Origin of the sequence: Helicobacter pylori (assembly GCF_030062585.1) — a bacterium.
GTDB classification, from domain to species: Bacteria; Campylobacterota; Campylobacteria; order Campylobacterales; family Helicobacteraceae; genus Helicobacter; species Helicobacter pylori_CN.
In genome coordinates this window covers 1102685-1115965 of the sequence record NZ_CP071935.1, presented here as the reverse complement: position 1 = coordinate 1115965, position 13281 = coordinate 1102685, and the positions used below count along the sequence as shown (strand labels likewise).

The 13281-nt window shown below is 41.3% G+C and carries 10 protein-coding genes; all 10 read left to right on the top strand.

Annotation, left to right across the window (positions count from 1 at the left end; genetic code table 11):
• The 10 genes from J5F42_RS05320 to J5F42_RS05275 are packed head-to-tail and all read left to right on the top strand — an operon-like array spanning position 1 to position 13281.
• Positions 1–987: a hypothetical protein gene (locus tag J5F42_RS05320; RefSeq protein WP_283491614.1), complete on the top strand. Its 987-nt coding sequence runs from the start codon at positions 1–3 to the stop codon at positions 985–987.
• Complete coding sequence (locus tag J5F42_RS05315; RefSeq protein ID WP_283491195.1) at positions 984–3548, top strand: NADH-quinone oxidoreductase subunit G; 2565 nt, start codon at positions 984–986, stop codon at positions 3546–3548. The genes J5F42_RS05320 and J5F42_RS05315 overlap by 4 nt, the downstream gene beginning before the upstream one ends.
• Positions 3545–4534 carry an NADH-quinone oxidoreductase subunit NuoH gene (nuoH, locus tag J5F42_RS05310; RefSeq protein WP_001277309.1) on the top strand — a complete coding sequence of 330 codons (990 nt, stop codon included), beginning with the start codon at positions 3545–3547 and terminating at the stop codon, positions 4532–4534. Before J5F42_RS05315 ends, nuoH begins: the two co-directional genes overlap by 4 nt.
• Before the next feature lie 10 nt (positions 4535–4544).
• The gene (gene nuoI / locus J5F42_RS05305; RefSeq protein WP_283491194.1) at positions 4545–5204 is read left to right on the top strand and encodes an NADH-quinone oxidoreductase subunit NuoI; all 660 of its coding nucleotides are present in this window, start codon (positions 4545–4547) and stop codon (positions 5202–5204) included.
• Positions 5197–5745, top strand: a complete 549-nt coding sequence (locus J5F42_RS05300) for an NADH-quinone oxidoreductase subunit J (RefSeq protein WP_000464226.1) — start codon at positions 5197–5199, stop codon at positions 5743–5745. The genes nuoI and J5F42_RS05300 overlap by 8 nt, the downstream gene beginning before the upstream one ends.
• On the top strand, positions 5742–6044 hold the full coding sequence (nuoK, locus tag J5F42_RS05295) for an NADH-quinone oxidoreductase subunit NuoK (RefSeq protein WP_000579759.1): 303 nt from the start codon (positions 5742–5744) through the stop codon (positions 6042–6044). Before J5F42_RS05300 ends, nuoK begins: the two co-directional genes overlap by 4 nt.
• A 2-nt stretch (positions 6045–6046) precedes the next feature.
• A complete protein-coding gene (gene nuoL / locus J5F42_RS05290) occupies positions 6047–7885 on the top strand; it encodes an NADH-quinone oxidoreductase subunit L (protein ID WP_283491193.1) in 1839 nt (612 codons plus the stop codon).
• Positions 7886–7888: 3 nt separating this feature from the next.
• Complete coding sequence (locus J5F42_RS05285; protein ID WP_283491192.1) at positions 7889–9427, top strand: NADH-quinone oxidoreductase subunit M; 1539 nt, start codon at positions 7889–7891, stop codon at positions 9425–9427.
• Positions 9414–10886, top strand: a complete 1473-nt coding sequence (nuoN, locus tag J5F42_RS05280; protein WP_283491191.1) for an NADH-quinone oxidoreductase subunit NuoN — start codon at positions 9414–9416, stop codon at positions 10884–10886. The genes J5F42_RS05285 and nuoN overlap by 14 nt, the downstream gene beginning before the upstream one ends.
• Positions 10876–13281, top strand: coding sequence for a DUF7494 domain-containing protein (locus tag J5F42_RS05275; RefSeq protein WP_097699713.1), 2406 nt, complete (start codon positions 10876–10878; stop codon positions 13279–13281). Before nuoN ends, J5F42_RS05275 begins: the two co-directional genes overlap by 11 nt.

The window sequence follows — 13281 nt, the reverse complement described above, 5'->3', positions numbered from 1 at the left end:
TTGAGCGGCTTTAACCCCTTAAATTCTCCCTTAATCGCAAGCTCTTCAATTAGTTTGAAAGAAGCCTATTATTTAGAAAAATTATCTCTTCAAAAAGGATTTGAAATCAATTACAAGATGACCAAAGATAGCTTAAACCTTTTAAAAAAAAGCGATTTGTGCGTTTTGTTTGGGGGGTTTTCAAACGCTTGTTTGAATGAAAATGAACGATGGATTTTAGAAAGCATTAACCAATCAAAACGCCCCTACGCCCTGTTAAGACCCTTACAAGATACAAGAGACTTGCAAGAAAATTGCCTTTTTGCATCGTATGAAATCCACACGGAAGCGGCGATTTTAGCCTTGATTTTAAGGGGCATTTTGGAAAAAACTTCCCAATTAAAAGGGCATGTTTTAGAAAAGGTTGATGTGGGGTATTTAAGCTCTGAAGCGAACATGAGTGAAGAAGAATTACAAGAACTTATCACGCTTATTGTTAAAACAAAAAAAAGGGCGCTTGTTTTAAACAGAGAAATCGCTAAGCATGCTGACAACGCTTTTTTATACACCCTTTTAAGCGGGTTGCAAAACTACCTAGAAATTTTGCATATCCCTTGCAACGATTCAAGCGCAACGACCGCTTTTTATGATTTTAAAGATCAAGAATGGCTGCTAGAAACAGCCCTAGAAGAGAGTATTTTGCCTTTTGAATCAGAGCTTCAATTAAAAGATTTAGAGCTTTTAGAGCGAATGGGTGAGGCTAACGGCTCGTTTGTCTATGTTTCTTACAAGAGCCTTGAAACCCCCAAATTATCTTTTTCCAAACAATTTAAGATCGCTAACAAGATTAAGCATTCTAAAGCAAAGTTTCAAATCTCCAATCAAACGCTAGAATGCGAGTTAGAAGAAAGCCCCCATTTGAAGGGCTTGATTGCGATTTTAGAAGGGGCGTTTTTTAACACCTACCCTTATATCCCTATTTTATCCCACTCTCAAGGAATTTCATGATCACAATGAATATCAATGGCAAAACGATTGAATGCCAAGAGGGACAAAGCGTTTTAGAGGCTGCTAGGAGTGCTGGGATCTACATCCCTACCATTTGCTATTTAAGCGGTTGCTCGCCCACAGTCGCATGCAAAATGTGCATGGTTGAAATGGATGGCAAACGGGTTTATAGTTGCAACACGAAAGCCAAAAATAACGCCACCATTCTCACTAACACCCCCACGCTCATGGACGAAAGAAAAAGCATCATGCAAACTTATGATGTCAACCATCCCCTAGAATGTGGCGTGTGCGATAAGAGCGGGGAGTGCGAATTGCAAGACATGACGCATTTAACCGGCGTGGAGCACCAACCTTATGCGGTGGCTGATGATTTTAAAGCGCTAGATTCATGGGCAAAAGCCTTGTATGATCCTAATTTGTGCATCATGTGCGAAAGGTGCGTAACCACTTGTAAGGACAATGTGGGCGAAAATAACCTTAAAGCCACTAAAGCCGACTTGCATGCTCCGGATAAATTTAAAGACAGCATGTCCAAAGACGCTTTTAGTGTGTGGAGTCGTAAGCAAAAAGGCATTATTTCTTTTGTGGGCAGCGTGCCTTGCTATGATTGCGGGGAATGCATTGCGGTATGCCCTGTGGGCGCTTTGAGCTATAAAGATTTCGCTTACACGGCTAACGCATGGGAATTAAAAAAGATCCATTCCACTTGTTCGCATTGCTCAGCCGGGTGTTTGATTTCTTATGATGTGCGCCATTTTGATACTCTAGGCGAAGAATCTAAGATTTTTAGGGTACTTAATGATTTTTACCATAACCCTATTTGTGGGGCAGGCCGGTTTGCTTTTGACGTGAGCTCTAGCCCTAAAGGCAGCACCAATCTTAAAGAAGCGCAAAACGCCCTCAAAGAATGCGAAGCGGTGCGAATAGGTGGGGATATTACGAATGAAGAGGCGTTTTTAATAGAGCGTTTGAGGAAAGAGCTTGATTTTAAAATCTACAATCAAGATGCGTACCATTTCCAGCAATTCTTAAAGGTATTGGGCGAAATTAAACGCCCTAGCGTTGAAGAGATTAAAACTTCCAATTTGGTCATTACGATTGGCTCTTCTATCAAAACAGAAAACCCTTTGGTGCGCTATGCTATTAATAACGCCCTCAAACTCAATAAAGCTTCTTTGATCGCTATGCACCCTATTAAGGATAACGCGTTAGCGAATTTGTGCCGAAGCTCTTTTTGCATCACCCATGAAGTGGGGGCTGAAGAAATCCTTTTAGGCATGCTTTTAAAAATGCTTAACATTGAAAGCGCGGCTCTAAAAAGCTTAGAAGATTCCAAACAAAGCATTGTAGATGAAGCGGCTCTTAAAGCCTTAGAAGAAGAGCGAAAAAAAGCTTTAGAACAAGCCGAACAAGGGTGCAGTATTGGAGAAAACAAAGAAGAAAACAAAGAAGAGGCAGTTGCTCCAAAAGAAAACAAAGAAGAGAGTAAAACAGAAGCGACTGCCCCAAAAGAAGAAAATCAAACAGAAAACAAGACAGAGGTTAAAGAAGAAAAAATTGAAGTCCCTACCAAAACCACTTATTTGTTGCTTGAAGAAGCGGGCATCAATTTAGAAACTTATGAAAAAATTCTCGCTCTTTTACAAAAATCAAATAACACCTTGCTGGTGGTTGGCGAAGAAATTTATAGCCATAAACAAGCCCATAACATCGCTAAAATGCTGCGTTTGTTAGCCCAAAAAAGCGCTATTAAACTCATTCTTATCCCTCCAAGCGCGAACGCTTTAGGCATCGCTTCTATTTGTCAATTGAGCGAAGAAATTTTTGAACATGAAAAAATCGTAGGCATTCGCGCTCAAGGGGATTTCACTATCAATAGCGACGATAGGGTTTTTGGGAAAGACGCTCTCAGCAAAGTGGATTTCATTTTGCCCAGTCTCAACCAACTAGAAGGCACGATCACTAATGTTGAAGGGCGTGTGTTGCCCTTAAAACCGGCTTTGAGATTTGAAGGCTATGATTTGAGCGATATTGTGCAAGGCTTTGGCTTTGTGGAAGAAAATCTCACAGAATGCACCCACAAACTCCCTACAGAAGCGGGCTTTAAAGCCATAGAATTTGATCATTTAACCAACTATTTCACTAACGACAGAGTCAATCACAGAGGCTATCTGCTAGGAACAAGCCATTTTGAAAACAGCGCTAAAGAATGCGAAACCATAGAATGCGAGCCCATCAAGCCTTTAAAAGAAAAAATCGCTTTCAACGCGTATTTAAAATACCCAGAAACGCAATTCAATAACGCTACTAATAAAAGCGAGAATTTGCAATTAAAGGCCGGTGTCTACGTGTCTAAAGCTTTCTTAAAAAAATTGGATAAAGAAGTGGGGCAAAACATCACTTTATTTAAAGAAGAAGAGGAATTAACAGGCGTTTTGTATCTTGATGAAAGCTTGGATCAGGAAGTGTTTGTCATCTCGCCTTCTCTTTTGAAAAACCATTCTGGCTTTTTTAGAGAGGGCGTGTTTGATAGCGTGGATTTAAAGGAGCAAGCATGAGCGCTTATATCATTGAAACCTTGATTAAAATTTTGATTTTAGTCGCTGTTTTTTCGGCTTTAGGAGGCTTTGCCACTTATATTGAAAGGAAAGTGTTAGCCTATTTCCAACGCCGTTTAGGGCCTTGTTATGTGGGGCCTTTTGGGCTTTTGCAAGTCGCAGCAGACGGCATTAAGCTTTTCACTAAAGAAGACATTATCCCCCAAGGCGCGAACAAATTCATTTTCACGCTAGCGCCCATTATTGCGATGGTGAGCGCGTTTGTATCCATGGCACCTATCCCCTTTTTCCCTAATTTCACTCTGTTTGGCTATGAGATCAAGCCCCTTATTTCTGACATCAACATTGGCTTTTTGTTTTTCTTAGCTGTGGGTTCGGCAGGGATTTATGCGCCTATTTTAGCCGGGCTTGCCTCCAATAACAAATACTCTTTAATTGGCTCCGCAAGAGCGACAATCCAACTGCTCAGCTTTGAAGTGGTCAGCACCTTAACCATTCTAGCCCCCCTAATGGTGGTAGGATCGCTCTCTTTAGTGGAAATCAATCATTACCAAAGCGGTGGGTTTTTAGACTGGCTTGTGTTTAAGCAGCCTCTAGCGTTTGTTTTGTTTTTGATCGCAAGCTACGCTGAATTGAATCGAACCCCCTTTGACTTGTTAGAGCATGAAGCCGAGATCGTGGCGGGGTATTGCACCGAATACAGCGGCTTGAAATGGGGCATGTTCTTTTTAGCGGAATACGCGCATTTGTTCGCTTTTTCTTTTGTGATTTCTATTGTGTTTTTTGGCGGGTTTAACGCATGGGGCTTTATCCCTGGGGGCATAGCGATTTTGATTAAAGCGGGCTTTTTTGTCTTTTTATCCATGTGGGTTAGAGCGACTTATCCGCATGTAAGGCCCGATCAATTGATGAACATGTGCTGGAAAATCATGCTGCCTTTAGCGTTATTGAATATTGTGCTAACGGGCATTATCATTTTAATTTAAAGGAGGTTTTATGGCCAAACAAGAATACAAGCAACTTCCTAAACGATCCGAAGTCCATAGCGCGACCGAGCAATTTAAAGACACCATTAAAACGAGCTTGGGTTTGGATCTATTCAAAGGGTTAGGGCTTACGATCAAGGAATTTTTTAGCCCAAGCGTAACCATCCATTACCCTATGGAGCAACTCCCTTTAAGCCCACGCTATCGCGCGGTGCATCATTTGCAACGGCTTTTAGACTCAGGCTCTGAAAGGTGTATAGGTTGTGGGCTGTGCGAAAAGATTTGCACGAGCAATTGCATAAGGATCATCACGCATAAGGGCGAAGACAACCGCAAAAAGATCGATTCTTACACGATCAATTTGGGGCGTTGCATTTATTGCGGGTTGTGCGCGGAAGTTTGCCCAGAATTGGCGATTGTTATGGGGAATCGGTTTGAAAACGCCAGCACCCAACGCTCCCAATACGGTTCTAAAAGCGAGTTTCTAACGAGCGAACAAGACGCTAAAAACTGCTCGCATGCCGAATTTTTAGGTTTTGGTGCGGTAAGCCCTAATTATAACGAACGCATGCAAGCCACCCCTTTAGATTATGTCCAAGAGCCTTCAAAAGAAGAATCCAAAGAAGAGTCTCCAAGCCCAGAAAGTAATAAGGGAGATGAAAATGTTTGAAACCATTGCCTTTTATTTCTTTGCGATCCTTACTTTAAGCATGGCGTTAGTGGTGATCACCACCACGAATATCCTTTATGCTATTACCGCTCTCGCTAGCAGCATGGTTTTTATCTCTGCTTTTTTCTTTTTACTAGACGCTGAGTTTTTGGGCGTGGTGCAAATCACGGTGTATGTGGGCGCGGTCATTGTGATGTATGCGTTTGGCATGATGTTTTTCAACTCCGCTGCAGAAGTGGTTGAACGCAAGCAAAGCCCTAAAATCTTGTGCGTTCTTTCATTTGGCGTGGCGCTATTGCTCACCTTGATTTTAAGCGCTCCTAGCATTGGCGAAAACCTTTCTAAGCAAGTCAATTCCAACGCTATTGATGCACAAATCCCTAACATTAAAGCGATTGGTTATGTGCTTTTCACCAATTACCTCATTCCCTTTGAAGCGGCGGCTTTAATGCTTTTAGTCGCTATGGTTGGAGGCATCGCTACAGGGATTCAAAAAATCCATGGGAAAAATCACACGCAATTTATAAAGGAATCTCTATGATAGGGTTAAACCACTATTTGATTGTTTCAGGGTTGCTCTTTTGCATTGGTTTAGCGGGCATGCTGAAACGCAAAAACATTCTGTTACTCTTTTTTTCTACAGAAATCATGCTCAATGCGATCAATATCGGTTTTGTAGCGATCTCTAAATACACACACAATTTAGACGGACAGATGTTCGCACTCTTTATTATCGCTATTGCCGCTAGTGAGGTGGCTATTGGTTTGGGCTTGGTGATTTTGTGGTTTAAAAAATACAAGAGCTTAGATATTGATTCTTTAAACGCTATGAAAGGTTGAGCATGCAATATTCTTCTTTGCTGTCAGTGGTGTTGTTTTTGCCTTTAATCGGTGCACTTTATGCGGGGCTGTTTGGGGCTAAAGCTAAAGCGTTGCATGTGGGCGTTTTCAATTCTTTGTGCGTGCTGGTTTCTTTCATTGGTGCGGTGGTTCTTTTCGTTCAAGCATGGCATCATCAAAGCTATGAAAAATATTTATTTGACTGGATCGTGGTGGGGAATTTTAAAGTGGGCTTTTCTCTCATGCTGGATAATATCAATGCGGTCATGATTGTCGTGGTCACTTTAGTTTCTTTCTTAGTGCATGTATATTCTATAGGCTATATGGAGCATGATACAGGGTTTAACCGCTATTTTTCCTACCTTAGCGGCTTTGTGTTTTCCATGCTGATTTTGGTATTGAGCGATAATTTTTTAGGGCTTTTCATTGGCTGGGAAGGGGTGGGGCTATGCTCTTACTTGCTCATTGGCTTTTGGTATCATAAAACAAGCGCGAATGACGCTTCCATTGAAGCCTTTGTGATGAATCGGATCACGGATTTAGGCATGCTCATGGGGATTATTTTGATCTTTTGGAATTTTGGCACCCTCCAGTATAAAGAAGTCTTTAGCATGCTCAATAACGCCGATTATTCCATGCTCTTTTACATCAGCGTGTTTCTTTTCATTGGCGCTATGGGCAAGAGCGCGCAATTCCCTATGCACACATGGTTAGCCAACGCTATGGAAGGTCCTACCCCTGTATCCGCTCTCATCCATGCAGCGACAATGGTAACCGCTGGGGTATATTTGGTCATTAGAGCCAACCCTTTGTATAGCGCGGTGTTTGAAGTGGGCTATTTCATCGCATGCTTAGGGGCGTTTGTGGCCCTTTTTGGGGCGAGCATGGCCTTAGTCAATAAGGATTTAAAACGCATCGTGGCTTATTCCACGCTTTCTCAATTGGGTTATATGTTTGTAGCGGCCGGTCTTGGGGCTTATGCGATCGCGCTTTTCCACCTCTTCACGCATGCGTTTTTCAAATCCCTCCTTTTCTTAGGATCAGGGAATGTCATGCATGCGATGGAAGACAATTTGGATATTACCAAAATGGGCGCTTTATACAAACCCATGAGGGTTACAGCTATCTTTATGATTATAGGATCAGTGGCTTTGTGTGGGATCTACCCTTTCGCAGGATACTTTTCTAAAGACAAAATTTTAGAAGTGGCTTTTGGGATGCACCACCACATTTTATGGTTTGTTCTTCTAATTGGGGCGATCTTTACCGCTTTTTATAGCTTCAGGCTCATCATGCTGGTGTTTTTTGCACCCAAACAGCACGAAATCAACCACCCCCATGAAGCCAAAAATTTCATGCTTTTAAGCATGCTACCCTTAGGGGTTTTAGCGGTCATTGCCGGGTTTTTTGAAGAGCCGTTTTTTCATTTTGTTTCTCAAGTGATCCCTAGCGTTGGAGAGTATCTAGTCCCGCTCGCTCTTTTAATCAGTATCACCACCATAGTGGTATTATTGAGCATCGCCTATGCCATATTTAAATATAAAAATGGTATCACTTCCAAAAAAGAGGGGGGCTTTTTATACAAGCTCTTGCTCAACCAATACTATATCCCGCAACTTTATCAAGGGATTGCAAAAGTTTTTAGCGCCATCGCTTCATTCTTGCACCAGGTCGTGGAATTAAGGATCATTGATGCGATAGTGGATACCATAGGAAGAAGCGTTTTTGTTATAGGACGCGTGTTTAGAATCAGTCAAGATGGGAATTTAACCTCCATGCTGCGCTTCATGGTGGCCGGGGTTTTAATCTTATTAGCGTTTGTAGCTTTTTTTGGGAGATAAGAAATGCAGTTTTTACATGCGCATCTTTTAAGCGTGGTGATCTTTTTCCCCATGCTGAGCGCGCTATTAGCGTTCTTTATGAGCGATCAAGCGAGCAGGGCGTATGCGATCGTCATCGCTTTGATTGAGTTGTTATTAATCTTGTTGTTATGGCATGGGTTTGATATTCAAACAGCAGGCATGCAGTTTGAAGAAATGAAAGAATTAGCTTATCAAATTGGCGTGAATTACCATGTGGGCGTTGATGGCATCGCGCTCTTTTTGTTGCTTTTAAACGCTATTGTGGTGTTATTGTCCGTGATTTATGTCAAAGAGCGTCGTAAAGACTTTGCGATTTGTCTTTTATTGCTAGAAGGGATCTTAATGGGCGTGTTTTCTTCTCTTAATGTGATCTTTTTCTACGCTTTTTGGGAAATCTCGCTCTTGCCGGTTTTATACCTCATCGGTCGTTTTGGCCGTAATAACAAAATCTATTCTGGCATGAAGTTTTTCCTCTACACCTTTTTAGCGTCATTATGCATGCTCTTAGGCATTTTATACATTGGGTATTACTACGCTAGCAATTACGGCATGATGAGTTTTGATATTTTAGATTGGTATCAATTGAACTTTTCTAGCGAGATTAAAACCTGGCTCTTTGTGGCTTTTTTAATAGGGATTGCGGTTAAAATCCCGCTCTTTCCCTTACACACATGGTTGCCTTATGCGTATTCTAACGCCCCTACTTTAGGCTCTGTCATGCTTTCGGCCTTGCTTTCTAAAATGGGGACTTACGCCTTATTACGCTTCTTGCTCCCGCTTTTTCCTGAGCTTTCAGAAATCTATTTAACCCCTATAGCCATTGTGGCGCTATGCATGATCATTTATGGAGGTTTTCTAGCCTACGCTCAAAAAGATTTAAAAACCCTCATCGCTTATAGCTCGTTCTCGCACATGGGAGTCGTGGTGCTTGGGGTTTTTTCTTTCAATGTTGAGGGGGTTTCAGGGGCGGTGTTTATGATGTTTGCACATGGTGTTATCGTCATGGGATTATTTTTGCTCGCTGGTATCTTGGAAGAACGCACCAGCAGTTTAGAAATCGCTCGCTTTGGATCGATCGCTAAAAGCGCTCCTGTTTTTGCAGCCTTTTTTATGATCGTTTTAATGGCGAATGTGGGCATGCCTTTAAGCATTGGTTTTGTGGGAGAGTTTTTAAGCTTGTTAGGCTTTTTTGCCACTTACCCTCTTTTGGCTATCATTGCCGGGACAAGCATCATTCTATCAGCAATTTACATGCTCACTTCATATAAAGATGTCTTCTTTGGTAATTTGAAAGCCGGGAACAATCAAATCAGCGTGTTTGAAGATTTGAACGCTCGTGAGGTAGGGGTTTTGAGCGTGATTTTAGCTTTGATCTTAATTTTAGGGATTTATCCTAAAATCCTTTTAAAACCGATTGAGCAAGGCTCTAAACAGCTTTTAGAGATGATAGAAATCCGCTCGCTCCCTTTTTTAGGTTCATTGGATACTAAGATAAAAGAGGTCTCTTATGTTAATAGATAGTCTCCATATCTCTTTTGATAGCTTTAATTTTGAGAGCGTTTTACCCATGCTGGTGTTGGTGTGTGGGGGGATTTTCACGCTCTTAATCAACGCTTTCACTTCCAGGTTTTCACGCAATTTGAATGTGTTTTTATGCATGCTCTTTTTGGTTTTGGATTTTTTGGTGGTTTTAGGGTTAGAACAGCAAGAAAACGCCTTTTTTGGGTTTTTGAGCTTGGATACTCTCTCATTAGTTTCTCAAAGCATTGTCTTGATTTCGGCCTTTTTTCTCATCTTCTTAGCCCTTTCAAAAGAACGCTTCAACGAATTTCAGACCGCTGAATTTTATTCCCTATACTTGTTTATTGTCGCCGGCTTTCAGTTCATGGTTTCAAGCAACCATTTGTTGCTAATCCTTATTGGGTTAGAGACAGCGTCCTTACCCCTTTGCGTGTTAATGGCGTTGAGCGATAAACGCTACGGCTTGGAAGCAGGGATCAAGTATTTCACTATGGGGGCGATGGCGAGTGCGTTTTTTGCTATTGGGGCTATGGCTTTTTACTTGCTTACAGGGAGCTTGAATCTTGAAGTCATTACCCTATACTTGCACACTGAGGGTATCACAAACCCCATGCTCTTTGCGATGGGCGCTATTTTTTTGATTGGAGCGATTGGCTTTAAGGTTTCTTTAGTGCCTTTCCATACCTGGATGCCTGATGTGTATGAGGGCAATAACCCGGTCTTTGCGAGCTATATTTCCATTGTGCCTAAAATCGCTGGCTTTGTGGTAGCGACTCGCCTTTTTGGGGCGTTTATAGACACTCGCATCGCTTGGGTAGAAGACATTTTTTATGTTTTGATCCTTATGACTATCACCATCCCTAATTTCATTGCTTTATGGCAAGAAGATGTCAAAAGAATGCTCGCTTACAGCTCCATTTCGCATTCTGGGTTCGCTTTAGCATGCGTGTTTATCCACACTGAAGATAGCCAACAAGCGATGTTTGTTTATTGGTTCATGTTCGCCTTCACTTACATTGGGGCTTTTGGCCTTTTATGGCTCTTAAAAAGCCGGGAAAAAACATGGGATGAACGCTACGATCACCCTTATTCCAAATTCAACGGCCTTATCAAAACCCACCCTTTAGTGGCGATCTTGGGTGCTATTTTTGTTTTTGGGCTTGCAGGGATCCCGCCTTTTAGCGTGTTTTGGGGGAAATTTTTAGCCGTTGAAAGCGCTTTAGAGAGCAATCACATTCTTTTAGCGGTGGTGATGTTAGTTAATAGCGCGGTGGCTGCGTTTTATTATTTCCGTTGGCTCGTGGCGATGTTTTTCAATAAGCCCTTACAAAGCTACGCTCAAAACGATATTTACACCCAAAACGCCACCATGCCCATTTATGCGGTCATTATTGCTATGGCGTTAGCGTGCTTGTTCTCTGTGTTTATGATGCGAGGGCTTTTAGAGTTTGTGGCTTAAGTCAAAAATCTTTCTTTTAATGGGCTTGCTCTCCCATTCGCTCAACGCCTTAAGCCTCACTCTCACGCAAGGCAAAGAAGGGGGGGAAGATTTTTCGGTTTTAACCTTACGACACAATAAGGCGTTTTCTTGTTTTTATACCAATGAAAAACCGCCAAGCGGGATTGAAGCGTCTTTATCCATTATACACGCTAAACGCCCCATAGAATGCGTGATAGACTCTATCCCTAAGGAGGGCTTTACCCCTTTAGAAAACGCTTTTTTCAATATCACCTATTCTATGCGCCAACAACAATTCATTTTACACATCAAACCCAAAGTGATGCGAAGACTCACCCTTTTTTCTTTTGATAGGGATTATAAAAAAGCGATCCCCCTTTTTGTGGAAAACGATCCTAAAGCCAAAATGTGGCAAATCATAGGCTATGATCAAAATATCCCTTTTTTGAGCGAAAAAGACAACGCTCGAAAAGGCTTGAATTTCCCCATTGTCATTAAAGACGCTCAAACCCCTATCATTCAAGAATTAGATGTGAATAACAAACCCCTACTCACCACAAAGGGCTATGACTTAAACGCTTATTTAGAGGCTAAAAAACAAATGGATTCGCAAGCCTATTTTGACGCCTTACGCACGATCAGCCGCGCGTTTAAAAATTACCCTCAAACGATTTTTAAAAAAGATTTGTATTTATTAGAAATTATCGCATTAGGCCAATTAGGCATTAAAAAATCCTTACTCATAGATATTGGCACCAAGTGGATTAAAAATTACCCGACTGATCCTAATATCCCTGAAGCGCTATACTATGTCGCCAAAGCTTTAGATGAAAACAACAATTACAAACAGGCCATGCGCTATTACAAACGCATTCTTTTAGAATACAAAAATTCCCGCTACGCTCCTTTAGCCCAAATGCGTTTAGCCATTGAAGCGGCTGAAGGCTCTGATTTGAGCAACGCTAACATGCTTTTTAAAGAAGCTTTTTCTAACGCTAAAGACAAAGAGAGCGCGAGTGAAATCGCGCTTAATTGGGCTGAAGCAGAGATAAACTATCAAAACTTTAATAACGCTAAATACCTCATTGATAAGGTGGTTCAATCCAACCCTGATTATATTTCTCAACACAGCGAATCAGCCCTAGACTTGCTCAAGTTATTGAAAAAAAACCAGATGAATGCAAGTGCGATTGAGATCGCTCACTTGCTCCTTAATCAAGACGATGACTTGAAAGCTAAAGAGCAAGCGCTCTATGATTTAGGGGCGTTGTATGCAAGGATCAAGGATTTTAAAAACGCCCACCTTTACAATCTGCAATATTTGCAAGACCATGCGGAATTGGAGCGGGCTTCTGTCGTTAGAGCGCGCGATGAAAAAGCCCTTTTTTCCATGGAAGGGAACACGCAAGAAAAAATCGCCCACTACGATAAAATCATTCAAAATTTCCCTAATTCTAATGAAGCCCAAAAAGCTTTAGAGTTGAAAGCCCAACTCTTGTTTGACAATAAGCGCTATGCTGAAGTTTTAGGCATGCAAAAAGATTTGCCTAAAGATTCTCTCTTGATCCAAAAAACGCTCAATATCCTTGCTAAAACCCCATTAGAGGATCATCGTTGCAAAGAAGCTTTAAAATACTTATCCCAAATCACAGCCTTTGAATTTAACCCCAAAGAAGAAATCCAAGCCTTTGATTGCTTGTATTTCGCATCGCTCAAAGAAAAAGCGCAAATTATTGCCCTAAACGCTTTAAAAGCGGCTAAAACCCCTAGCGAGAAATTAATATGGCTTTATCGTTTGGGGCGCAATTACTACCGCTTAGGGGATTTTAAAAATTCCACTCTGGCCTCTAAAGACGCTTTGATTCTCGCTCAAAGCTTGAACAAAAAAGAATTTTATGACATTGCTTTTGTTTTATTTTCAGATTACATGCAAAACAATGAAAGAGAATTGGCTCTCAATTTGTATGCGTTTTTAGAAAAGCATTTCAAAGACGATAAACGCATGGCGTTGGTTTATTTTAAATTGCTAGAGAATGAAAAAGACCCTAAAAGCGTCAAAATTTATGCCACAAGCTTACTCAAACTCCAAGACGCTTACAAGGACTATTCTTACACGCCCTTTAGCGAATTTGCCCTAATTAACGCTTACAGAACCACCAAAGATTATTCAAAAGCGTTAGAAACGCTAGACAAGCTTTTAAACCGCAGGCTTTCTTTAGAAGATCACCAAAAAGCCTTGTATTTACAATCAAGCCTACTGGATTTAACCCATCAAAAAGCAAAATCCAAAGCCAGTTTAGAAAAATGCGTTCAGTTAAAACAAAAAGATCAAACAAACGCATGGCAAAATTTATGCGAACAGGGTTTAAATTTATTCAAAAACAAGGAGTCATGA